The sequence below is a fragment of the Mesorhizobium sp. WSM4848 genome (genome assembly GCF_055811375.1).
Map to the genome: position 1 here is coordinate 83,447 of NZ_JBVVPX010000017.1, position 20,907 is coordinate 104,353.

The following is a 20,907-nucleotide window of genomic DNA, read 5'->3' on the forward strand; positions in this document are numbered from 1 at the left end:
GAAAAACAGGCGTGGCCAAGTTCAGCCCGACATCTATAATCGGGCCTCGAACTTCCTAGGTTTTTTGTCCTAGGTATGATACGCTGCCGAGTCCTCAATCGGCCCCACCCAGAGTAAGTGATGCGTTTTCCAGATTCCTTTCTCGATGAGATACGCGATCGCGTGCCGATTTCATCGGTGATCGGTCAACGCGTGGCGTGGGATCGAAAGAAGACCAATGCTTCGCGCGGCGACTATTGGGCCTGCTGTCCATTTCACGGCGAGAAGTCACCCTCTTTCCACTGTGAAGATAGGAAGGGCCGCTACCATTGTTTCGGCTGCTCAGTTTCGGGCGATCATTTTAAGTTCCTGACCGAGCTCGACGGCATAAGCTTTCCCGAAGCGGTCGAAAAGATCGCCGACATGGCTGGCGTGCCTATACCGGCGCGCGACCCGGAATCGGAGAAACGCGAAAAACAACGTGCGACACTCCACGACGTGATGGAACTGGCAACGAGATTTTTTCAAGAGCAACTACAGGCCGCTTCCGGGGCCAAGGCTCGTGCCTATCTGCGGGATCGCGGTCTGACGTCCGTTACGATCCAAAAATTTCGTCTCGGCTATGCACCGGGCAATAGAAACGCGTTAAAGGAATATTTGGCCGGAAAAGGTGTCGAAAAATCTCAACTGGAAGCCTGCGGTTTGGTCGTTTTTGGTGACGATATTCCCGTGTCTTATGATCGCTTCCGCGACCGCATCATTTTTCCAATTGAGGATACAAGGGGGCGGGTGGTTGCCTTCGGAGGGCGCGCGCTTTCATCTGAGGTGTCGGCGAAGTATCTAAACTCACCAGAGACGGAACTCTTTCACAAGGGAAACCTTCTTTACAATTTTGCGAAAGCAAGAAATTCCGCCAACAACGGTGGTGCCGTCGTGGTTGTTGAAGGTTATATGGATGTAATTTCTTTGGCGCAGGCTGGCGTCGACAATGCGGTTGCCCCTCTTGGTACCGCCTTAACCGAAAATCAGTTGGAGCTTCTTTGGAAAATAAGCCCTGAGCCAATTATGTGTTTTGATGGGGATGCTGCTGGCAGTAGGGCTGCTCTCCGTGCGATTGACGTATGTTTCCCCAAACTTAAATCTGGTTATAGCCTTAAATTCGCTGCTTTGCCGGATGGAAAAGACCCTGATGATCTCATCAAATCAGACGGGCGAGACGCATTTTACAAGCACCTTGGTTCCGCCATTCCTCTACATGAGTTCTTTATTCTCCGTCGTAGACAAATGGGGTCCGACATTTCCCCCGAGCAAATGGCGAAAGCCGAAATGGATTTGTACGCCGATGTAGACAAAATTGGCGACCCGACAGTTAAGCGGTACTATCGTTCGCATTTGCGGCTCCGTCTCTATGAGATGTTTGGCCGCACGCATCGGCCCCCAGCTGACGTGAACGCCAGAGCGCGGCTTTCGCTTGATAAGCTTGGGATTAACAGGCTTCAACGCATCCTGCTCGGATTGTGTGTTGAGTTTCCTGGGTTGCTTACGGACTATGTCGAGCAGCTCACTGCACTTGAATTCTCGAACTCTGAATTTCAACTCTTTGCTAAAGAGCTGCATAGGCTCTACGTCGAGTACAGCGATTTAACTGTGGCAGCTGTGTATGAGCGAATCGACAAGCGATTTGTGTTCGTTCTTGAGGCTATTCATGGCTCTGAAAAGATCATTAAAACTCGTGAAAATCGCCACGGTACCTTTTACGAATATCAGGTGACTCGTGGCCACAAGCTACGCACCCTTTTTCCAATGCTGCGTTTCGAACCACCATATGAAACCATCAAGCAGACATTGGAGCACCTGTTTTTGGAAATCGAAGTTCGACAGTTCCGCGATCATTGTCTTTCGGTAGCTCATGAACTTGACCAGGCAGGTTTCGAATCGATACAACGCCAACTCGATGCGATTGAAGCTGCGAGAGCCGAATCCGAACTCGAATTAGATCAGGAATATCAAGCATTGGCTGGCAGGCATCAATTTTTGGCTGCATAGCGATCCTATCAAGCGCTCCACTTGCAGCGCAGCGCGCGCACCTTACATAAGGAGCTGAAACAGGCAGAAGCGGCGCTCGCCAGCGATCCCACAGACGAAAATTACCGGCATCTCGTCGAGATCCAGGCGCAATTTCGTGATGTGCAAGCAACGGAAGCGCTGATTGAAGGGTTCGGCGTGTCTTCGGGCAGGGCCGGGCGGGTGTAGGTCGAAGCTTACGAAAGAGTGAAAGTGCAGAACCGTGCTTGCGCGCCGAATCAGCCGCGGCGCTTTAAGTCGGGTAATTGATTCGCTTTTTTCATGCGAATCATGCGAGAGGCGCTTGACCTTCTGGCAGAATAACGGAATCAGGACGATTCGAAACGTTAACCCGCGCCGGCGTCGACGGAAATGCAGCGATGTGAGGTACCGGTCACTGGACAGGCAGTCAGCCTGCCACAGATATCAGGGTTAATCTGGACTTAACGAGAGATGCAGTTACTGGCCCGGGGAAACGCGTTCTAGCGCGAGCGCATCTGATTTAACCGGTACGGCAGCTTACGCGGCTTTGATACTTATGCGGCTAGATACTTGGCCGCTTGGAGAAAATAAAGAATGGCGACAAAAGAAAAGGAAGAGGTCGAGACCGAACGTGAAGGCGCCACCGATGGCCCTCTGCTCGACCTTTCCGACGATGCTGTCAAGAAGATGATCAAGGCCGCCAAGAAGCGCGGCTATGTCACCATGGACGAACTGAATTCGGTGCTGCCCTCAGAGGAAGTGACCTCCGAGCAGATCGAGGACACGATGGCCATGCTCTCCGACATGGGCATCAACGTGGTCGAGGACGACGAGCAGGGCGAGGAGCCCGAAGCCGCCGATGCGGCTGCCGACGCCGAGGAAGACGCCAACGAACTGGCCGAGCAGACCGGCACCGCCGTTGCTGCGACGACCACCAAGAAAGAGCCGACCGATCGTACCGACGATCCAGTTCGCATGTATCTGCGCGAGATGGGCTCGGTCGAGCTTCTGTCGCGCGAGGGTGAAATCGCGATTGCCAAGCGCATCGAGGCCGGCCGCGAGACGATGATCGCGGGCCTGTGCGAAAGCCCGCTGACCTTCCAGGCCATCATCATCTGGCGTGACGAGCTCAACGAATCGAAGATCCTCTTGCGCGAGATCATCGACCTCGAAGCGACCTATGCCGGGCCGGAGGCCAAGCAGGCGCCGGTGGTCGAGCGGATCGAGGAAGCCAAGACCGACGAAAAGCCGCGCCGTTCGCGCGAGGACGAGGACGACATCACCAATGTCGGCGGCGACACACGCGGTCTGACTGACGACGACGAGGAAGACGAGGACGAAGCCAGCCTGTCGCTGGCGGCGATGGAAGCGGAGCTGCGTCCGCAGGTGATGGAGACGCTCGACGTCATCGCCGACACCTACAAGAAGTTGCGCAAGCTGCAGGACCAGCAGGTCGAGAACCGGCTGGCTGCCGCCGGCACGCTGTCGCCCAGCCAGGACCGCCGGCTGAAGGAGTTGAAGGACCAGCTGATCAAGGCGGTGAAGTCGCTCTCCCTGAACACGGCGCGCATCGAGGCATTGGTCGAGCAACTCTACGACATCAACAAGCGCCTGGTGCAGAACGAAGGCAAGCTGTTGCGGCTGGCCGAAAGCTATGGCGTGCGCCGCGAGGAATTCCTGAAGGAGTACCAGGGCTCGGAGCTCGATCCGAACTGGGTGCGCTCGATCGGCAATCTGACGTCGCGCGGCTGGAAGGAATTCACCAAGAACGAAAAGGATGCGATCCGCGACCTGCGTGCCGAGATCCAGAACCTCGCCACCGAGACGGCGATCTCGATCCTGGAATTCCGCAAGATCGTCAACCAGGTGCAGAAGGGCGAGCGCGAAGCCGCGATCGCCAAAAAGGAAATGGTCGAGGCCAATCTGCGCCTCGTCATTTCCATCGCCAAGAAATATACCAATCGCGGCCTGCAGTTCCTCGACCTGATCCAGGAAGGCAATATCGGCCTGATGAAGGCGGTCGACAAATTCGAATACCGCCGCGGCTACAAGTTCTCGACCTACGCGACGTGGTGGATCCGGCAAGCGATTACCCGCTCGATCGCCGACCAGGCGCGCACCATCCGCATTCCGGTGCATATGATCGAGACGATCAACAAGATCGTGCGCACCTCGCGCCAGATGCTGCACGAGATCGGCCGCGAGCCGACGCCGGAGGAACTGGCGGAAAAGCTCGCCATGCCGCTGGAAAAAGTGCGCAAGGTGCTGAAGATCGCCAAGGAGCCGATCTCGCTCGAAACGCCGGTCGGCGACGAGGAGGATTCGCATCTCGGCGACTTCATCGAGGACAAGATGGCGATCCTGCCGATCGACGCGGCGATCCAGGCCAATCTGCGCGAGACGACGACGCGGGTGCTTGCTTCGCTCACCCCGCGTGAAGAGCGCGTGCTCAGAATGCGCTTCGGCATCGGCATGAACACCGACCACACGCTGGAGGAAGTCGGCCAGCAGTTCTCGGTCACCCGCGAGCGCATCCGCCAGATCGAAGCCAAGGCGCTGCGCAAGCTCAAGCACCCGAGCCGCTCGCGCAAGCTGCGGAGTTTCCTCGACAGCTGATGCCGGGTGACGAATAAGCAATTTAAAGGGCGCTGCGGCGCCCTTTTTCGATCGTCGCACAGGGATGTCTCGCCAGACGGTGCGGTTGTTCTTGCAGCACACCTGCCGTGGGAGGATAATCTGCTGTCGGATGCATTTTCTGGGCGACAAAACCGGATGCCCGCCCCGGCGGTGACGCCGTGCTCCGAGGCCCCGGAGGGAGGTGTGCATGACAACCTATATCGTGCTGATCAACTGGACGGAGCAGGGCGCCAAAAATGTACGCGAGTCGCCGAAGCGGCTCGATGCCGCCAAGAAGCTGCTTGGAGACATGGGCGGCTCGTTCAAGGCTTTTTATCTCACCATGGGCGAATGCGATATGGTGGCGGTCGTCGAAGCGCCCGACGATGCGGTGCTCGCTCGTTTCTCGCTGATGCTGGCGACAGGCGGTAACGTGAGGACGCGGACGCTCAAGGCTTTCCCGGAATTGGCCTATCGCGAGATCATCGCCTCGCTCGGCTGAGGCGTGCGCGGCTCGCGCAAGCTGCCGGACATCGGACGGTCAGGCGCCGCTCGACGGCGCCCGGTCAGCCTCGTGCGGAATGTGTCTGGTCCGAAAGTGGCTGGCCCGAAATGTTGCGGGGCGAAGGTATTTCCCGGATAGTCAGCGCAGCACTTCAGCTCGCGTCTCGAGACACATGCCCAAGCCCCTGCTGACCATCTGGTACAATACCCGTTGTCCGGTTTGCGATGCCGGCATCGTCAGGCAGAAGCGGCGGCTGGTCGAAGCGATCAAGGCCGGGCGGATCGCGTTTCGCGACATCAATGCCGAACCGGTGGCGCTGGCCGGATACGGCGTGTCGCTGGACGACATCCGCCGCCGGCTGCACGCAACCGATGCGGACGGTAAACTGCTGGTTGGCGCCGATGTCGCAATTGCCGTCTGGCTGAGAACGCCGGGCGAGGGCTGGCTTGCAACGCTGTTCGGCAACCGCGCCGTGCTGCCGCTGGCGCGCTATGCCTATGATCGCTTCGCCGATCTTCTCTATGCCTGGAACCGGCGCAAGGGCCGCTGGTAAGCGGCACAGACATCCTGTTCGTCAAAGGCCCCGGGCTGCCCCGGATGCGGGCCTTGCCCGTTTGCCTAAGGACCGCTAGTGAAATCATCCTGCACCACGCTATGTGATATAGGATGATTGCCGTTGGAGGGCGCGCCCATGTCTTTTCTGAAACGTCTTTTCGGCGGCGGCGGTGACGCGGGCGAGCCAAAGAGTGCTGCACCGGCAAAGCAGATCGAGCACAAGGGATTTTTGATCAGCGCCACGCCGTACAAGGCGGAAGGCCAATACCAGACCTGCGGCGTGGTTTCCAAGGAGATCGACGGCGTGATGAAGGAGCACAAATTCATCCGCGCCGATCGTTTTGCCGGGCTCGACGACGCTGTCGACATCTCGATCAAAAAGGGCATCCAGTTGGTCGACGAGCAGGGCGAGAAGATGTTCGGGTGACACCCGTTCGGTCTCCGGCGCATTTTTAACGAACAAGGCAAGCGCCCTGTCAGGCGCCTGCCTTTTAATTTCAAGTTACCGACGGCTGGTGGCCTACGCCGCCGCAGCAGCCTGTACGCTTACGGTCGATGTCACCAAAGCATCCACGCTGGCTGATGCCTTGGCCAGAGCGGCAGTGACCGCATCCGGCCCCATGCCGACGCCTTCGATGCGGATGACTTCGACGTCCGTCATGCCGATGAAGCCAAGCACGCTGCGCAGGTAAGGGATGGCGTGATCCATCTGCACGGCAGCGCCTTCCGAATAGATGCCGCCCGAGGCCAGGACGATGTAGACCTTCTTGCCGGTGACGAGGCCTTTTGGGCCGTTCTCGCCATAAGCGAAGGTCTTGCCGGAGCGGGAGACGTGGTCGACCCAGGATTTCAGCGTCGACGAAATGCCGAAATTGATGAAGCCGGTGGCCAGGATGATGGTGTCAGCCGCAAACAGCTCGTCCAGCACGGCGTCGGAAACACCGACGACTTCGGCCTGGCGCTGGGTGCGGGCCTCGACCGGTGTGTAGATGCCGGTCGAATAATCGGGATCGATGTGCGGCAGCGGGTTTGCCACGAGATCGCGTACGACAAGCTTGGCCGAAGGATCGGCGGCAACCAGCTTCTCGGCGAGCTCAGTGGCGATACGGGTCGAGTGCGAGGCATTGCCGCGCGGGCTGGATGTGACGAGAAGGATAGACATGGCGGGTCTCCAGGGTTGGACTGAACTGTTCCGACCTATATGGACATGCTGACCTATTTGAAAAACCGGTATATTTTATGTATGTTCCATCTAAATAGTGGATAGAACGATGCAGCCAAACCCGACGCTCGATCAGCTTCAGATCCTTGTCATCGTCGCCGACACCGGCAGCTTCTCCGCCGCCGGCCGCAAGCTCAACCGAGCGCAGTCGGTCATCAGCTACGCTATCGCCAATCTCGAGGCTCAGCTTGGGCTGAAACTGTTCGAGCGCGAGGGCACGCGAGAGCCGCATCTGACCGATGTCGGCCGGGCGACGCTGGAAGATGCGCGGCGCATGGTCGGCGTATTGCAGCGCATCCGCTCTCGCGTCGACAGCCACAAACAGGGCCTGGAGGCTGAAGTCGCGCTGTCGGTCGATGCGACGCTGCCTTCCACCGTGCTGGTGCGCGTGTTGAAGGCCTTCGAGGCGCAATTTCCAACCGTGATGCTGCGCCTGCATATCGGCACCCTCGGGCTGATCCCGGATCATGTCGTCAATGGACATGCCGATCTCGGTATTGGCGGCCTGCTGGGCGAGGTCGACGTGCATCTTGTGCGCATTGGCTTCATGTCGATGGTGCCGGCGGCCGCGCCAAGCCATCCGCTGGCGCTGCTTCCCAAGCCGGTGCCGCTGGAGGAGGTGCGCGAACACATCCAACTTGTCGTCAGCGACCAGTCCGAGCGCACCAAAGGGCGCGACTACGGCGTCTATGCCTACCGCACCTGGCGACTTACGGATATGCGAACCAAGCATGCGCTGATGCGCGAAGGGTTGGGCTGGGGCGGACTGCCGCGATGGTTGATTGCTGACGACGTGGCCAACGGCCGGCTGGTGGAACTCGATCTGGAGCCGTATCGCGAAGTCCGCTCGCCGCTTTATGCCATGCACCGCCCCGACCGCAGCCCGAAGCCGGCTGCGGCCTGGCTGATCGACCAGTTCAAGCGCCAGCTTGGCTGTTTCAACGAGTTCGAACCGAACCAGGTGCCTGAGGCGACAGCCCATCAAACAGCGCCATGAGAACGGCGCGGTAGTCCTCGGTCGAATCGCCGGCCTCGATAGCGAGCGCCGCGCGGTCGAAGGCTGCGGCAAGAAGCGCGGTCAGCGCCTCCACCGGCAATCTCATCATGGACTGCGAGCGCATCGCGGCGACGAGACCCTCGCGCAGCGAGCGGTTGCCGTGGCGGTTGTCGATTTCGTCCATGGCGGCGCGGCCGAGCACGGCCGGTCCGTCGAGCAGCAGCAGCCGGGTGCGGCCAGGTGCGCGCATGGCGGCAAGATAGGCATCCGAGCCGGCGATCAGTGCGTCGCGGGCAAACAGCGAGGGCGGCGAGGCGCGCTCGATCTCTTCCGCCACAGAAGCCGCCTCCTGCTCGACCACTGCGGCAAACAGCGCCTGCTTGTCGGCAAAGTGATGATACAGCGCGCCGCGCGTCACGCCAGCCGCAGCCACGATCTCGGGCGTGCCGGTCTCCGCATAGGATTTCTCGGTGAACAGTTTTCGCGCCGCGGCGATCAGGTCGGCGCGCGTCGCTTCGGTGCGATCGCGGTTGGAGCGGCGCGCGGATTCCTGTTGCATACATGCAGCCTGTATGTTAGTACATATTTACATGCAGACTGTATGTTATTTGATGGGAGAAGGAAAGATGAAGACGACAAGCTATTACCCGGTGCTTATGACGGGCGACGTTGCCGGCACGAAGGCCTTCTATATCAAGCACTTCCGTTTCAAGCCGCTGTTTGCGAGCGACTGGTATGTGCATCTGCAGTCGACCGAGGATCGCCGGGTCAATCTCGGCATCGTCCAAGGCGACCACGAGACGATACCTGAGGAGGGGCGTGGCCGAACGTCGGGGCTGTTGATCAATTTCGAGGTCAAGGATCCGGACGCGGTCTACGAACGGATCCTGGCCGCCGGCCTGCCGATCCTGCGTTCCTTGCGCGACGAACCCTTCGGCCAGCGTCATTTCATCACAAAAGACCCCAATGGCGTGCTGATCGACGTGATCAAGCCGATCCCGCCGAGCGCGGAGCTTCTGGAGCAGTTTGTAGAAGGCGCGGCGGGCTGAGCGGGATAGCGGCTGGCAGGAATTGTCTGTAGATATCACCTGAAGCCTCCAGCCGCGTGGCCGACCACGTCTTTGCGGTCTAAGCTGAGCTCATCAGCCTGAGCCCATTCCATGCGTGAAATCTGCCTTGTCCGCGCACCCTCAAACCTTGGCCTCCGCCCGCTGAGGCCGGGTCATCTACCGGGGACGTGGCGTGCGCCGCAGGCGTTGACCGAAGCCGGCCTGATCGAGACACTTGCGCCCCTCAAAGTGGTTGATCTTGATCGGCCCGCCTATAGCACAGAGCCACAGCCGGGCACCCGGCTGCGCAACGGAAATGCAATACGCAGCTTCAATCTCGGACTCGCCGAAGTGGTTGCCGGCGCGCTGAGACGAGGCGAGTTCCCGCTGGTCGTCGGCGGCGACTGCGCGGTCCTGCTTGGCGCGCTGGCTGGCGCACGGCGATCTGGTCCGCTGGCACTGGTCCATGTCGATGGCCACAGCGATTTCCGCCATCCGGGCAATTACGACGTCGATGCTTCACTCGGCTCGGCCGCCGGCATGGACCTTGCGCTCGCCACCGGACGTGGTGAGCCGTTGCTGACCGACTGGCCTGAGATCGCGAGCCCGCTTGTTGCGGACGAACAGGTGATTCAGATCGGCGAACGCGAGAACCGCGGCCCCGACTTCGCCTGGCCCGACATCAATTTGACCGCGATGACGCTGATCGATGTCTTTGCCGTGCGGGAGCTTGGCGTGGCAAAGGTCCTGGAAAAGACCTGGACCACGCTGGCGCGAACCGGCTGGCCCCATTGGGTGCATTTCGACGTCGATGCGCTCGATCAGACCGTGATGCCGGCGGTGGATTCACCAGGCAGTCCCGGCATCGATCCCGACGATCTCGTCGCCATCCTCGCGGCGCTGGTGGCGGATCCACGCGGCACTGGAATGGACATGACGATTTTCGATCCGGACCTCGATCCGACCGGCGAGCTGGCAGTGCTGCTGGTTTCGCTGCTTGGCCAGATGTTTGCGCCGCGTTAGTTGTCAGGCCCGCGCCTTCGGCATCACCGTGACCTGAGTAATGCCGGAGCGGCGCACCACCGTGCACAGTGTTTCGCGACCGATGCGCTCGGCATCGAGCAGGCGCACCAGATCGTCGACGCCGGTGATCGGGCACCCGTCGATGGCGGCGATGACGTCGCCTTCCCTGAGCCCGGCCTTGGCCGCCGGGCTGTTCGCCTCGACGCTGCGCAGGCGCACCGCCGTGCTGCTCGACACTTGCGACAGAAGGGCGGCGCGGCGCGGCAGGTTTGTCGTATCGGCCGAGACGCCGATGAAGGCGCGCCGCACCCGGCCGAAGCGGATGATCTCGGAAATGACGAAATTGGCGGTGTTGGAGGCAACAGCGAAGGCGATGCCTTGCGCGCCATGGATCATCGCGGTGTTGACGCCGATGACCTCGCCCGCCGACGACACCAGCGGTCCACCGGAATTGCCGGGGTTGAGCGCTGCATCGGTCTGGATGACATCGTCGATCAGCCGGCCGGTGGAGGCACGCATCGAGCGGCCGAGCGCCGAGACGACACCTGATGTGACGGTCCATTCGAAGCCGAGCGGGTTGCCGATGGCAATGGCGATCTGGCCGCGCCGCAGGCGCTTGGAATCGCCGAGCGGTGCAATATCGGCAAAGCTGCCGTCGGCACGCACCAGCGCGATGTCGGTGTCGGGGTCGCGGCCGAGAACACGGCCTTCTCTGGAGACGCCGTCGGGCATCGTAACACGGACGGTTCGGGCATCGCCGACGACGTGGAAGTTGGTGACGACCAGGCCGTCCGGCGTGAGGACGAAGCCGGAGCCTTGGCCGCCGGCGCCACCGATGCGCTCGATGCGGCAGACGGCAGGACCGATGCGGTCCACGGCATCAGCGACCGTTGCCGAATAATCGTCGAGCAGCGCATCGTCGAACTGCAATTGCTGGGCGGGGAGGGACATGGCAGGCTCCGTGTCTTTAGAGCAAGAAAAGGGATGCCTATATGTGCGGAGCGGCCGGATCGGCCGCGACCTGACCAGATGGCCAGTCCAGCGCCCAACTAGCCGTCAGGCGAGTACCCGCCAACGCGGTGCCGAGCGATATCTGGGGTAGAGCGACGAGCATCCAATGGACGCTCGAAGTACGCTCTAAGACTTTGAGTTCTCGCATCGTGCTTTGCGAAAATCGATTCCGATTTTCGGGCCGATGCGAAAAAGACCCAGGAGACCGACATGAGCGACTTCAATCTGAGCGCATTTTCCGACGCCATCGCCGATATCGCCGCCGCAGTGGCGCCGGCTGCGGCGAGCTTCGCCACGCATCAGCATCGCACCGCGACCGCCTTCCATTGGCGCGACGGCTATTTTGTCGCTGCCGAGGAGGCGGTGGAGGCCGGCGAGGCGATCGAGCTGACGCTTTCTTCAGGCGACAAGGTGGGGGCTGAGCTGGTCGGCCGCGATCCATCCACCGGAATCGCCCTTCTGAAGCCGGCCGGCGCGCCTGACGTGCCGCCGCTGGCCAAGGCAGGCACGGTGCGGCCGGGCCATCTGGCCATTGCCGTCGGCAATAGCGACGGTGCGTCGCTCGCTGCATTTGGAACGGTTGGTGAGGTCGGTCCGGCGTGGCGCTCGATGCGCGGCGGCATGATCGACCGGCGCATCAATCTGGCCATCACTGCCGGCGGCCGTTTCGAGGGCGGCCCGGTGCTCGACGCCAAGGGCGCGCTGATCGGCATGCTGCTGTTCGGGCCGCGCCAGCGGGCGCTGGTCATACCTTACGAGACGATCGAACGGGCGGTGGCGACGCTGCGCGAGAAGGGCCATGTCGCGCGCGGCTATCTCGGCGCCGGCCTGCATCCAATCCGCAACGGCGATACGCAGGGCGCGATGGTGATGAGCCTCGACGACAATGGCCCGGCGAAGGCGGCCGGCCTGCATCTTGGCGACATCATCACGTCTTGGAACGGCGAGGCCGTGCATGGCCCGCGCGAGCTGATCCGCAGGCTCGGGCCGGACAGCGCCGGCGCGTCGGTGACGCTCGGCGTGGTGCGCGGCGGCGAACGGCGCGACGTCGTGCTGACCATCGGCGAAAAGCCGCTGAACTGAGAAGATCGATGGCAAGTCACGGGATCACGGGGCGGCGGCTGACGGTGCTGATCGCGCTCGATGACGTCGTGCGCGCCGAGCACCTGTCCGCCGCCCTTGCCGGGACCGGCGATCTGCTGCCGATTGTGGCCGGCAGCAGCAATAGCGCCGACAGAGCGGATGTCGCGATCGTCGATGACGTTTTCCTGGAAAGTGGGGGCCTGGCAGGCGGGGCCAACGATCCCGCGATACCTCGGGTGCTCCTGTCACAACGAGCGAGCCGGCGGCGGCCGGCCGATACCGTGTTTGCCGTGCTGCCGGCGGCAGCGGACGATCTGCTGATCGCCGCCGCCGCGCGACTGGCGGCGGCTGGCTATCGGATCTCGGGCCAGGCCCGCCCCTTGTCCGATCGGCATGACGATTTCGCCTTCCATGACGACGACCTCTCCGACGAGGAGCCGGTCGACGACAGCGCCGGCCGGCCGGCGCTTTCGCCGCGCGAGAGCGAAGTGCTGGCGCTCTTGGCCGAAGGCGCGCCCAACAAGGTGATCGCCCGGCGCTTGAACATTTCCGTGCACACGGCGAAGTTCCACGTCGCGGCCATCCTGATCAAGCTAGGTGCGGCCAACCGAACCGACGCGATCGCCATCGCCATGCGGCAAGGCCTGGTGCTGGTCTGACGGTGGACTACACAGCCGGTTCGATATCGGTCAGCCGGAAATCGTCGCCCTTGAACAGCAGTGGCATGGCTTCGAGACGGGCCGTGGCATAGGAGATGCAGTCGCCGAAGTTGAGAGCGGCCGGATGCCGGCCCTTGCCATAGCGCAGGAAGGCCTGACGGGCCACAGCGGCGTGGTCGGCCGTAAAAGGAATCGTCTCGATCGAAGCGGTGCGCAAAAAGGCTTCGAAGCGGTCGACGATCTGGTCCTGCCAGCGGCCGACCAGCACCGTCGTCGTCTCAAGCAGGGTCGGAGCCGCGAGCAGCCGTCTCTCAGCCTGAGCAATCGCCAGCACGAAACGATCATAGCCTGGTTCCGTACGCAAAATAGCGACAAGGACAGAGGAGTCGATGATCATCGCGTCGGGATTCCAAGTTCGTCATAGCCGAGGATCTCATCTTCGGTCATCGCATCTTGGCGTTTCGGTACCTGCGCGGCTCTTTCGGCGATTGCCATCAGGCGCTCAAAAAGGTCGTCGGCCCCGTCGCGCGGCACAAGCCGCTCGCGCGCAACTTCGCGCTCGAGGCTTTGACGGATCGCTTCCGTCACCGACACGCGACGGCGGCGGGCAAGTTCCCGCGCCAATTGCTCGACTTCCGTGTTCTTGATCGACAGCGCCATTCTATATTCCACCTCTTTTTATAGAATATATACTACTGCGCCGTTGAGTCCATGGATTCGTGGTGGCGCCGCAGCGTCACCATCTCTCGATGCTCGCGCTCTTGTATCCTGCGACGGCGCGGGCAAGGATCGCGACCAACAGATTTGCAACGGAGGCGCAAGACATGTCGCTCAAGGGAAAGACGCTGTTCATCTCCGGCGGGTCGCGCGGCATCGGGCTGGCGATCGCGCTGCGCGCCGCGCGCGACGGCGCCAATGTGACGATCGCGGCCAAGACCGCCGAGCCGCACCCGAAGCTGCCGGGCACGATCTACACGGCGGCTGAGGAGATCGAGCAGGCCGGCGGCAAGGCATTGCCGATGCTGTGCGACATACGCGAGGAGGAGCAGGTGGCCGAGGCGGTCGCCAGGACCGTCGAAAAATTCGGCGGCATCGACATCTGCATCAACAATGCCAGCGCCATCCAACTCACCGGCACGCTGGAAACCGACATGAAGCGCTACGACCTGATGCACCAGATCAACACCCGCGGCACGTTCCTGGTTTCCAAAATGTGCATTCCGCACCTGAAGTTGGCTGACAATCCTCACATCTTGAATCTGGCGCCGCCGCTCGACATGAAGGCCAAATGGTTCAAGAACCATGTCGCCTATACGATGGCCAAATTCGGCATGTCGATGTGCACGCTGGGCATGAGCGCGGAGTTCGCCAGGGACGGCATCGCCGTCAACTCGCTGTGGCCGATCTCGACGATCGATACGGCAGCGGTGCGCAATCTTCTGGGCGGGGCGACAGTGGCGGCGATGAGCCGTTCGCCCGATATCATGGCCGATGCCGCGCATGCGATCCTGCTCAGGCCGTCGCGCGAAGCGACCGGCAATTTCTACATCGACGAGGAGGTGCTGCGCGCCGAGGGCGTCAGCGATTTCTCGATCTATGCGCCTGATGCGACAGGCCCGCTCGCCGGTGACTTCTTCGTGCCCGACGAGGTGTTTGCGAATTCGAAAACCAACGTGAGAAATATCTACTGACTGGCACCGGCATAGGCCTCGTTTCCCAACCGAAGCCGGAAACAAAAACCCCGCCGGCGAGGGGGTACCGGCGGGGCTCATGTGTCCCGCTGGAGTCGGGACAGGGCAGGGAAGCCCTAGCCAGAATCTGGGGTGGACGACCTCGCGATTCAATGCCTGGCTAAAATCGCGACTTATATTCTCCTTCAACCTCGGCTCATTGCCGGAAATTGCCCATCCCGGTGAAACCGGGGTGGGCTACGTCTTCCCGCATAGATTCCAGAAACCAGTTCAGGTTTCTGGAACTGCTAGTTAATTCGCGCTGGCGACCGGCGCCACCAGCGAGGTAATGCGGCGGATGGCGACGCGACGGTTCTCGCGCTCAGGCTCCGACGTATCGACCTTGAGATACTCCTCGCCATAGCCCTGTGTCGTCAGGTTTTCCGGAGGGATGCTGAAGGCATTGGTCAGGGCTTCGGCGACAGCTTCTGCGCGACGGTCGGACAGAGCGAGGTTCGCCTCCGGCTTGCCGACGGCATCGGTATGGCCTTCGATCAGGAAGGTTTCCGCCGGATTCTTCTCCAGCAGCTTCTCCATGGCGCTGGCGACGCCTTCCAGTTTCTGCACCTCGGTGTCGGGGATCGAGGCTGAACCGAATTCGAAGTTCAGCGTGTCGAGGTCGATGCGGCGGGCGATGTCGCGCACACGGGCCGAGCGCTTGACCTCGTCGATCGAGTAAAGGCGCTGCACCCTCTCCACCGGCGGCTGTTCGAGGAAGGCATAGTAGTCGTCCGGATCCTCGACCTCTTCGGAATCCAGAATGTACTCCTCGCGCGGAATGTCGATCCGAATCGGCGGCAGGGCGTCACCTGGATCGCGCCAGTAGCCATCGTCCTCATAGTACCGCTCGTCGACATAGCTCAGCACATATTCGCGTCCGTCGGGCGCGATGCGCGAACGCTGGATGACGTCGCCGTAGCGGTTGCGGATGGTGACGATCTGGATTCCGTTGTCACGCTCGACGATTTCCCGGGTGCGATCGCCCGACAGCTCCTCATAGTAGACGTTCCGCGCGCCACGGCGCATGCGCGGCGTATCGTCGCTTTCCACGATCGTCTGGTTGTTGAACTGGAGGATAACGCGGTCGCCGAGTTCCCTGACGACGTCGACCCCTTGCGGACGCGGACGGCGGCGAATGTCCTCGACGTCAGGCACACGCTCAACGCGTTTGCCCTTTTCCTCCGTCACCGGAACCATCTTCTCAAGCTTGATCGCCTGCTGGGCCGTCCTGTCGTCGGTGGGCGGCGGTCCCTGGTCGACCGGAGCCGGCTTCGGGGCTTCCGCCTGCTCGCCGTCCTGCTGGGTGGGCTGACCACCCGCGTCCTGGCCGCCCGTCTCTTGCGCGTTGTCCCTGCCGCCCTTGCGCTTGCGCCTGGCATCCTTCTGGCTGTCGAACACGGGAGCCTCGCCCTGGGCCGGACCTTCCCCTGCGGCGGGCGCGGCCTGTTGGTCCTCGGCGGGCTGCTCGCCGGTTGTCGGCTGCTCTCCCGTCACCGGCTGTTCGCCGATAGGCTTCTTGCGACGGTCCTTAGCCTGCTCCCGGGGCTTTTCGCCCTCAGCGGGAGCCGTTTGCTGGTCGGTCGGAAGCGGCTCGGCCTGCTCGCCGGCGGGCGTGTCCTGTTCGGCTGGCGCAGCCTCGATCTGCTGATCCTGGTTCCGCTTCTTGCGCGGCTTGACCTGCTCGTTGTCATTTGCAGGTGCGGTCTTCTCGCCTTGCGCCGCCTGTCCGGCAGGCTCTTCGGAAGGTGCCGTTTCGATCTGCTGTTGCTGGTCGCGCTTCTTCCTGCGCGGTTTTTGCTCTTCGGCGGGCGCGGCCTGTTCGGTTGGCGCTGCTTCGATCTGCTGTTGGTCGCGCTTCTTCCTGCGCGGTTTTTGCTCTTCGGCCGGGGCGGCCTGTTCGGCCGGGGCTGATTCGGTCTGCTGTTGGTCGCGCTTTTTTCTGCGCGGTTTTTGCTCTTCGGCCGGGGCGGCCTGTTCGGCAGGGGCTGATTCGGTCTGCTGTTGCTGCTCGCGCTTCTTCCTGCGTTGATTGCCCTGCTCGTCCCCGGAAGGCGCGGCCTGCTCCGTGGGAGCCGATTCAGCCTGCCGCTCGCGCTTCTTGCGAGGCTTCTGCTCCGGTTCCGCCTGCTCTGCGCAGCCTTCCGCCGACTCGCCTTCGGGGCAATTCGATTGCGCCAGGATCAAGGGCGTTGCGGTACGCTGCAGTGGGCCGAACGCGGCGCCGCCCTGCAGCGGGAATGCGCCCAACGGCGCGGACGCCATCAGCAGGCCAAGTGCCGTGCCTGCCAGAATCCGTGGTTGGCGTTTCATTAGAAATCCTCCTTTTGGCGTCCCATCCCGGCCCAAACTGCTCATCAACCGGATTGGTTCCGGTTAGCAGGCATTAACGGCCACGAACGGCGATTGGCCGGCGTTTTGAAGGCGACTTCGTGTCATTCCTATGGTGCCGGCTTATGGTGCCGGCCGGGTTTGCGTCGCCGCGGTGCTTGACCTTGACGCCGGCGGGGGCCACATCCCGTCGATGGAAACGCCGTTCTGGAAAACCAAGACGCTCGAGGCGATGACCCCGGCCGAGTGGGAATCGCTTTGCGACGGCTGCGGCAAATGCTGCCTGTCGAAGCTCGAGGACGAAGACACCGGCGCGATTTACTGGACGAGCGTCGGCTGCCGGCTGTTCGACGCCGAAACTTGTCGCTGCTCCGATTATGCCAACCGGCTGGCGCGCGTCCCGGACTGCGTCGGTCTGACGCCGCAGAATGTGCGCACCATCAGTTGGCTGCCCAAAACCTGCGCCTATCGGCTGGTCGCCGAGGGTCACGATCTCTACTGGTGGCACAGGCTGGTGTCAGGCAGTGCCGAGACGGTGCATGACGCCGGCATCTCCATGCGGGGCCGGGTCAGCGCCAGCGAGACCGATCTTGCCGAGCCGGACGAGTATTTCGAGCACATGCTGGACGACGAGCCCTAGCGACGGGCCTTCGGGACCAGGAACCGGCTGCCCGACAGCGCGTTTTTCCACCCGAATGGTTCAGAACCGACCGGATTGTTCAGAACCGGGAAGCCGAGAAGACTGCGCAATTGCTTGTTGCTGCAACATGAACCCGAAATGAACGGCCGGTTCGTAAAAAGTTCAGATACGCAAGCGCATTCTCCTCGCCATCGGTTCGACCAAGACATGATTGGTTCGATCAAAGGCGGGCGGAAGCCCTGAACAAGGAGAGAAGACATGTTCAACACGATCAAGACGGCGGCCCTTTCGGCGCTTATCGGCCTCGGCACGCTTGCCGCCATCCCCGCCACAGCCCATGCAGACAGCATCTATCTCGGCTTCGGCAACAACGACGATCCGCGCGTCGGCGTCTATAGCGGCGATGACGATAGTTACTACCGCGAACGCCGCCGCGAACGCGACTGGCGCCGGTCCTGCTCGCCTTACCGTGCCCTCGGCAAGGCAGAGCGCATGGGTCTGCGCCGCGCCCGTATCGTCGACGTCAGCCGCCGCACCGTGAAAGTAGCGGGCCGCCAGTATGGCGACCGCGTCCTGGTCGTGTTCGCCAATGAGCGCGGCTGCCCGGTCCTCTACCGGTAAGCGTTCGCACGTTGTCTATCGGCAACGGCCCGCTTGGTAGTATGATCTTCTGCGAAGGTCGGCCTGGGACATGACCTTCTGCGAAGGTCAGTCCGGTGTAGTAGAGCCCCTTTCCGCTGGGAAGAAGGGTGCGGCTCGAAAAAACCCCGGAGGACCAGTCCTCCGGGGTTTTTTCAATGTTGCCGCAACAAGGCCGAACCGGTTCCGGTGGCGGTCACTTCAACTCGAAAGTGACGGTGACCTGCACCGTGTAGGAATTCTCGCCAGCCTGCACCGGACCCGATTCGCGGGCCGCATCAAAGGCCTTGGCGTTCATCGGTATCGGCGGCGGCGCGACGTTCTGGTCGGTGATTTCCAGCACCCGCCCGATGCTGACCCCGGCAGCTTCAGCCAGCGTCTTGGCCTTGGCCATGGCGTCGGCGACCGCCTTCTTGCGGGCTTCGGTGACAGTTGCCGTTGGATCCTCGTTGGAGAACGAGATGCCGCCGCCCTGGTTGACGCCGAGCGATACCGCCCTGTCGAGAATCTCGCCTGTCTTGTCGATGTCGCGGATGCGCACCGAAAGCGTGTTGGTCACCTGGTAGGCGATGAGTTCGGCCTCCTGGCTGCCGTCCGGCTTGTTGGTATAATTGTAGCGCGGGCTGATCTGGATGCCGGCTGTCTGCAGGTCGCGCTCCTTGATGCCGGCCGACTTCATTGCGGCGATCACCGAAGCCATGGCGTCGTTGTTGGCATCGAGCGCGGCACGCGCGGTCTTGGCCTCGCGCATGACGCTGAGCGTCAGCAGCGCCAGATCGGGGGCCGCGGTCGCTTCGCCTTCGCCAGTGACGACGATGCGGGGCGGCGGCGGCGAATCGGCCGCGCCGGCGATCGCCGGAAAAGCGATTGCGGCGGCGAGCGCCAAGGGCAAAAGATGTCTGGTCATAAAAAAACTCCTCGGTCTGCGATCCAGTCGCGCCTGTCGACTACCGCATTGGCCCAAGAATCGGAATCGATTTCGGGAAGCACGATGCGTAGATTCAAAGCGTTAGAGCGTATTTTTGCGCGTCTAAGTGGACGCACGTCGCTCTAATGCTTGAATATGGGCTGATTTGGACGATTTCGGCCAGCCCATCCGGAAAGCCTTGTGCGATTCGGGGAAAAACATTAATCCAGCCGCGTGTGGGGCCTGTAGCTCAATGGTTAGAGCCGGCGGCTCATAACCGCTTGGTTGGGGGTTCGAGTCCCTCCGGGCCCACCATGACCATTGTCTTTATTGCAAAAAATCGGCTTTTGCCCACGCTTTGCCCACGCTTTGCCCACGGCACGCACGGCGAGGAAGAAGCGACGAAAGCCGCTTTCATAAATCGCTTCGAGGTTCTGGCTCACCGCACGACCCGCAAAGTCGCCCGCCGCTTCATCTGATCGCGCTTTTCCTCACGCTGGTTGATCGCCATCGCAATGTCGACTGCAATTCTTTTTTTGTTAGCCTCGCGCACGTAATCGTCCGTGACCGTCATGGAAGAATGTCCCATCGCTTCCATTATAGCGCGTGCCTGGATGTTGCATTCGGCGAGGTAGGTGCCGAAGGTGCGGCGCAGGCCATGAAGCGTATAGCCGTCAGGAATGTCAGCCTGCCGGGCCCAATGCTGCATCATGCCTGTCAGGCTCTTCTCTGAAAACGGGTTGCCATAGCCGTTCTTCAAGACGGTTCCACCCTTCGAGCGGTCAAGTGGGTCAAGCGCTGCCGCCAGCTTGTCCACCACGGGAATGAACATCTCCCTCCCGCCATGGCGGTTACGATTCTTCTTCTGTCGGAAGGCAAACGCCTCGATCAATGCCAAGGAACCATCGAACAGTTCGATCTCTTCAGTCACCAGATCATCCCATTCAAGATCAGCGATGTCCCCTCGTCGGTTGCCGAGCCAGAAACCCAGCGCATAGCAGGTCCGAGCGGGTGTACCGATCGGATGTCTCTCTTCATACCTATCTCGGATCGCAATTGGCCAAGCCGGGTTCTTGGTCGATTTTGGTATGCGCACACGGATCGACAACGATGGATCATCCTGCGGCTTTATCCATTTCTCGACTTCGATAGCCACCCAGAGGAGCTTTTTGACGGCTACCAGCATGTGTTTGGCGACGGTGCGGTTTGTCTTAAAGATACCTTCGATGATCGTGCGAAGCCTGTCGGCATCCATGTATTCAACCGGCACATCGCGCCATGTCAGCACATGTTCGGGGTCGACAGGCATATTCAGGAAGCGCTCTATCAAGTTGCTGTTCTTGGCTTGGGTAGCCGGATCGAAGTCAGCCCACTCCATCGTGGTTTCGAGTCGCCGTGCTGCGTGCCCAAACGAACGCGGCAGGACACGTCCCGGCATGTCAATGATTTCCGACTTGCCTATGCAACCTTCGACGGCACGTCGGTAGCAGGCTTCAAACGCTTCGTCGCCCGGCTGTCCGGGCAAGGCGATCTGCCGAGCATGGCGATTTGCACGAAAGCGCCAGTACTCCTTGCCGTTGACGACGCGAGAAGAAGCCCCAGGGTAGTCAGGATGTTTAGCCATCAAGCGCTCTTTCGAGGCTTCTGCTGGAGTTGCCCACCACCATGCACCTTCTCATGAATCGGATCATGCGAAACGGCCTTGCTTTCCATGGCAACGCGCAGGAGCACCGGGTAAGGGAACCCTCTGCCTTGCTCGATGCCTTCAAAGGTGCGCTTCGGTATTCCCAGCACCTTGGCCGCGGCTTCAGCAGTGAGCCCTTCCTTGGCCCGCCAGGCTTTGACTTCTTGTGCCAGTTTCTCATTCTCGTCCATGTCATGCCTTTCGCAGGCAATCTCCATACTACGCCTGCGGCAT

General features: G+C 61.4%; 22 protein-coding genes, 1 tRNA gene and 1 pseudogene. 15 read left to right on the plus strand and 9 right to left on the minus strand.

The annotated features are described in order from the left end of the window. The first annotated feature begins 120 nt into the window (after positions 1 to 120). The 6 genes and pseudogenes from dnaG (at position 121) to AC0L16_RS17335 (ending at position 6,128) form a co-directional block, all read left to right on the plus strand. Positions 121 to 2,025 (plus strand): DNA primase, encoded by a 1,905-nt coding sequence (dnaG, locus tag AC0L16_RS17310; RefSeq protein WP_473622154.1) that lies wholly within the window; start codon positions 121 to 123, stop codon positions 2,023 to 2,025. A 9-nt stretch (positions 2,026 to 2,034) separates the two neighbouring features. Further along, positions 2,035 to 2,232 (plus strand): annotated as a pseudogene (locus AC0L16_RS17315) (DNA primase); the annotation flags it as partial. A gap of 387 nt (positions 2,233 to 2,619) precedes the next feature. Further along, entirely contained in the window at positions 2,620 to 4,641 is a 2,022-nt protein-coding gene (gene rpoD / locus AC0L16_RS17320; RefSeq protein ID WP_473622155.1) for an RNA polymerase sigma factor RpoD, read from the plus strand. Positions 4,642 to 4,849: 208 nt separating this feature from the next. Beyond that, complete coding sequence (locus tag AC0L16_RS17325) at positions 4,850 to 5,143, plus strand: GYD domain-containing protein (protein WP_077379810.1); 294 nt, start codon at positions 4,850 to 4,852, stop codon at positions 5,141 to 5,143. 175 nt (positions 5,144 to 5,318) lie between these two features. Further along, on the plus strand, positions 5,319 to 5,699 hold the full coding sequence (locus AC0L16_RS17330; RefSeq protein WP_473622156.1) for a thiol-disulfide oxidoreductase DCC family protein: 381 nt from the start codon (positions 5,319 to 5,321) through the stop codon (positions 5,697 to 5,699). Between the two features lie 138 nt (positions 5,700 to 5,837). After that, positions 5,838 to 6,128 (plus strand): HlyU family transcriptional regulator, encoded by a 291-nt coding sequence (locus tag AC0L16_RS17335; RefSeq protein ID WP_023799746.1) that lies wholly within the window; start codon positions 5,838 to 5,840, stop codon positions 6,126 to 6,128. Between the two features lie 93 nt (positions 6,129 to 6,221). On the opposite strand, the gene AC0L16_RS17340 is transcribed toward AC0L16_RS17335, so the two are convergent. Next, a complete protein-coding gene (locus tag AC0L16_RS17340; RefSeq protein ID WP_473622157.1) occupies positions 6,222 to 6,863 on the minus strand; it encodes an FMN-dependent NADH-azoreductase in 642 nt (213 codons plus the stop codon). 109 nt (positions 6,864 to 6,972) lie between these two features. Between AC0L16_RS17340 and AC0L16_RS17345 the strand changes: the two genes are divergently transcribed. After that, positions 6,973 to 7,920 (plus strand): LysR family transcriptional regulator, encoded by a 948-nt coding sequence (locus tag AC0L16_RS17345; protein WP_473622158.1) that lies wholly within the window; start codon positions 6,973 to 6,975, stop codon positions 7,918 to 7,920. On the opposite strand, the gene AC0L16_RS17350 is transcribed toward AC0L16_RS17345, so the two are convergent. After that, positions 7,862 to 8,479: a TetR/AcrR family transcriptional regulator gene (locus AC0L16_RS17350; protein ID WP_473622159.1), complete on the minus strand. Its 618-nt coding sequence runs from the start codon at positions 8,477 to 8,479 to the stop codon at positions 7,862 to 7,864. The genes AC0L16_RS17345 and AC0L16_RS17350 overlap by 59 nt on opposite strands. 67 nt (positions 8,480 to 8,546) lie before the next feature. Here AC0L16_RS17350 and AC0L16_RS17355 point away from each other — a divergent pair, with 67 nt between their 5' ends. Both AC0L16_RS17355 and AC0L16_RS17360 read left to right on the plus strand, forming a co-directional pair. Then, entirely contained in the window at positions 8,547 to 8,969 is a 423-nt protein-coding gene (locus AC0L16_RS17355) for a VOC family protein (RefSeq protein WP_473622160.1), read from the plus strand. A 111-nt stretch (positions 8,970 to 9,080) separates the two neighbouring features. Continuing rightward, a complete protein-coding gene (locus tag AC0L16_RS17360; protein ID WP_473622161.1) occupies positions 9,081 to 9,992 on the plus strand; it encodes an arginase family protein in 912 nt (303 codons plus the stop codon). Between the two features lie 3 nt (positions 9,993 to 9,995). Here AC0L16_RS17360 and AC0L16_RS17365 read toward each other — a convergent pair whose 3' ends face one another. Continuing rightward, a complete protein-coding gene (locus AC0L16_RS17365) occupies positions 9,996 to 10,943 on the minus strand; it encodes a S1C family serine protease (protein WP_473622162.1) in 948 nt (315 codons plus the stop codon). A gap of 270 nt (positions 10,944 to 11,213) precedes the next feature. Between AC0L16_RS17365 and AC0L16_RS17370 the strand changes: the two genes are divergently transcribed. Both AC0L16_RS17370 and AC0L16_RS17375 read left to right on the plus strand, forming a co-directional pair. Further along, complete coding sequence (locus AC0L16_RS17370) at positions 11,214 to 12,086, plus strand: S1C family serine protease (RefSeq protein ID WP_473622164.1); 873 nt, start codon at positions 11,214 to 11,216, stop codon at positions 12,084 to 12,086. A gap of 8 nt (positions 12,087 to 12,094) precedes the next feature. After that, on the plus strand, positions 12,095 to 12,745 hold the full coding sequence (locus AC0L16_RS17375; protein WP_473622165.1) for a helix-turn-helix transcriptional regulator: 651 nt from the start codon (positions 12,095 to 12,097) through the stop codon (positions 12,743 to 12,745). Positions 12,746 to 12,752: 7 nt separating this feature from the next. Here the strand turns inward: AC0L16_RS17375 and AC0L16_RS17380 are convergent, their stop codons facing one another. Together AC0L16_RS17380 and AC0L16_RS17385 are read right to left on the minus strand one after the other, a co-directional pair. Beyond that, entirely contained in the window at positions 12,753 to 13,142 is a 390-nt protein-coding gene (locus AC0L16_RS17380; protein WP_473622166.1) for a type II toxin-antitoxin system VapC family toxin, read from the minus strand. Next, positions 13,139 to 13,405 (minus strand): type II toxin-antitoxin system VapB family antitoxin, encoded by a 267-nt coding sequence (locus AC0L16_RS17385; protein WP_473622168.1) that lies wholly within the window; start codon positions 13,403 to 13,405, stop codon positions 13,139 to 13,141. Before AC0L16_RS17385 ends, AC0L16_RS17380 begins: the two co-directional genes overlap by 4 nt. A 164-nt stretch (positions 13,406 to 13,569) precedes the next feature. Between AC0L16_RS17385 and AC0L16_RS17390 the strand changes: the two genes are divergently transcribed. After that, a complete protein-coding gene (locus AC0L16_RS17390; protein ID WP_473622169.1) occupies positions 13,570 to 14,436 on the plus strand; it encodes an SDR family oxidoreductase in 867 nt (288 codons plus the stop codon). A gap of 291 nt (positions 14,437 to 14,727) precedes the next feature. On the opposite strand, the gene AC0L16_RS17395 is transcribed toward AC0L16_RS17390, so the two are convergent. Next, positions 14,728 to 16,785 carry an OmpA family protein gene (locus tag AC0L16_RS17395; RefSeq protein WP_473622170.1) on the minus strand — a complete coding sequence of 686 codons (2,058 nt, stop codon included), beginning with the start codon at positions 16,783 to 16,785 and terminating at the stop codon, positions 14,728 to 14,730. 211 nt (positions 16,786 to 16,996) lie between these two features. Between AC0L16_RS17395 and AC0L16_RS17400 the strand changes: the two genes are divergently transcribed. Together AC0L16_RS17400 and AC0L16_RS17405 are read left to right on the plus strand one after the other, a co-directional pair. After that, the gene (locus tag AC0L16_RS17400) at positions 16,997 to 17,443 is read left to right on the plus strand and encodes a YcgN family cysteine cluster protein (protein ID WP_473622203.1); all 447 of its coding nucleotides are present in this window, start codon (positions 16,997 to 16,999) and stop codon (positions 17,441 to 17,443) included. A 258-nt stretch (positions 17,444 to 17,701) separates the two neighbouring features. Further along, positions 17,702 to 18,064 (plus strand): hypothetical protein, encoded by a 363-nt coding sequence (locus tag AC0L16_RS17405; RefSeq protein ID WP_473622172.1) that lies wholly within the window; start codon positions 17,702 to 17,704, stop codon positions 18,062 to 18,064. A 214-nt stretch (positions 18,065 to 18,278) separates the two neighbouring features. Here the strand turns inward: AC0L16_RS17405 and AC0L16_RS17410 are convergent, their stop codons facing one another. Continuing rightward, entirely contained in the window at positions 18,279 to 18,989 is a 711-nt protein-coding gene (locus AC0L16_RS17410) for an SIMPL domain-containing protein (protein WP_473622173.1), read from the minus strand. A 239-nt stretch (positions 18,990 to 19,228) separates the two neighbouring features. On the opposite strand from AC0L16_RS17410, the gene AC0L16_RS17415 reads away from it, so the two are divergent. After that, positions 19,229 to 19,304: transfer RNA gene (locus AC0L16_RS17415), tRNA-Ile, on the plus strand. Positions 19,305 to 19,428: 124 nt separating this feature from the next. Here AC0L16_RS17415 and AC0L16_RS17420 read toward each other — a convergent pair. Together AC0L16_RS17420 and AC0L16_RS17425 are read right to left on the minus strand one after the other, a co-directional pair. Further along, positions 19,429 to 20,613, minus strand: a complete 1,185-nt coding sequence (locus AC0L16_RS17420) for a tyrosine-type recombinase/integrase (protein WP_473622174.1) — start codon at positions 20,611 to 20,613, stop codon at positions 19,429 to 19,431. Continuing rightward, positions 20,613 to 20,864: a helix-turn-helix domain-containing protein gene (locus tag AC0L16_RS17425; RefSeq protein WP_473622175.1), complete on the minus strand. Its 252-nt coding sequence runs from the start codon at positions 20,862 to 20,864 to the stop codon at positions 20,613 to 20,615. Before AC0L16_RS17425 ends, AC0L16_RS17420 begins: the two co-directional genes overlap by 1 nt. Between the last annotated feature and the right edge of the window lie 43 nt (positions 20,865 to 20,907).

What these genes read in the sequence shown, in the direction of transcription:
- AC0L16_RS17375 (WP_473622165.1), top strand. Translation starts at nt 12,095, where the DNA reads ATGGCAAGTCACGGGATCACGGGGCGGCGGCTGACGGTGCTGATCGCG.
- AC0L16_RS17395 (WP_473622170.1), bottom strand. Translation starts at nt 16,785, where the DNA reads ATGAAACGCCAACCACGGATTCTGGCAGGCACGGCACTTGGCCTGCTG.
- AC0L16_RS17425 (WP_473622175.1), bottom strand. Translation starts at nt 20,864, where the DNA reads ATGGACGAGAATGAGAAACTGGCACAAGAAGTCAAAGCCTGGCGGGCC.
- AC0L16_RS17340 (WP_473622157.1), bottom strand. Translation starts at nt 6,863, where the DNA reads ATGTCTATCCTTCTCGTCACATCCAGCCCGCGCGGCAATGCCTCGCAC.
- AC0L16_RS17380 (WP_473622166.1), bottom strand. Translation starts at nt 13,142, where the DNA reads ATGATCATCGACTCCTCTGTCCTTGTCGCTATTTTGCGTACGGAACCA.
- AC0L16_RS17345 (WP_473622158.1), top strand. Translation starts at nt 6,973, where the DNA reads ATGCAGCCAAACCCGACGCTCGATCAGCTTCAGATCCTTGTCATCGTC.
- AC0L16_RS17385 (WP_473622168.1), bottom strand. Translation starts at nt 13,405, where the DNA reads ATGGCGCTGTCGATCAAGAACACGGAAGTCGAGCAATTGGCGCGGGAA.
- AC0L16_RS17410 (WP_473622173.1), bottom strand. Translation starts at nt 18,989, where the DNA reads ATGACCAGACATCTTTTGCCCTTGGCGCTCGCCGCCGCAATCGCTTTT.
- dnaG (WP_473622154.1), top strand. Translation starts at nt 121, where the DNA reads ATGCGTTTTCCAGATTCCTTTCTCGATGAGATACGCGATCGCGTGCCG.
- AC0L16_RS17365 (WP_473622162.1), bottom strand. Translation starts at nt 10,943, where the DNA reads ATGTCCCTCCCCGCCCAGCAATTGCAGTTCGACGATGCGCTGCTCGAC.
- AC0L16_RS17360 (WP_473622161.1), top strand. Translation starts at nt 9,081, where the DNA reads ATGCGTGAAATCTGCCTTGTCCGCGCACCCTCAAACCTTGGCCTCCGC.
- AC0L16_RS17330 (WP_473622156.1), top strand. Translation starts at nt 5,319, where the DNA reads ATGCCCAAGCCCCTGCTGACCATCTGGTACAATACCCGTTGTCCGGTT.
- AC0L16_RS17370 (WP_473622164.1), top strand. Translation starts at nt 11,214, where the DNA reads ATGAGCGACTTCAATCTGAGCGCATTTTCCGACGCCATCGCCGATATC.
- AC0L16_RS17355 (WP_473622160.1), top strand. Translation starts at nt 8,547, where the DNA reads ATGAAGACGACAAGCTATTACCCGGTGCTTATGACGGGCGACGTTGCC.
- AC0L16_RS17420 (WP_473622174.1), bottom strand. Translation starts at nt 20,613, where the DNA reads ATGGCTAAACATCCTGACTACCCTGGGGCTTCTTCTCGCGTCGTCAAC.
- AC0L16_RS17400 (WP_473622203.1), top strand. Translation starts at nt 16,997, where the DNA reads ATGGAAACGCCGTTCTGGAAAACCAAGACGCTCGAGGCGATGACCCCG.
- AC0L16_RS17325 (WP_077379810.1), top strand. Translation starts at nt 4,850, where the DNA reads ATGACAACCTATATCGTGCTGATCAACTGGACGGAGCAGGGCGCCAAA.
- AC0L16_RS17405 (WP_473622172.1), top strand. Translation starts at nt 17,702, where the DNA reads ATGTTCAACACGATCAAGACGGCGGCCCTTTCGGCGCTTATCGGCCTC.
- AC0L16_RS17390 (WP_473622169.1), top strand. Translation starts at nt 13,570, where the DNA reads ATGTCGCTCAAGGGAAAGACGCTGTTCATCTCCGGCGGGTCGCGCGGC.
- rpoD (WP_473622155.1), top strand. Translation starts at nt 2,620, where the DNA reads ATGGCGACAAAAGAAAAGGAAGAGGTCGAGACCGAACGTGAAGGCGCC.
- AC0L16_RS17350 (WP_473622159.1), bottom strand. Translation starts at nt 8,479, where the DNA reads ATGCAACAGGAATCCGCGCGCCGCTCCAACCGCGATCGCACCGAAGCG.
- AC0L16_RS17335 (WP_023799746.1), top strand. Translation starts at nt 5,838, where the DNA reads ATGTCTTTTCTGAAACGTCTTTTCGGCGGCGGCGGTGACGCGGGCGAG.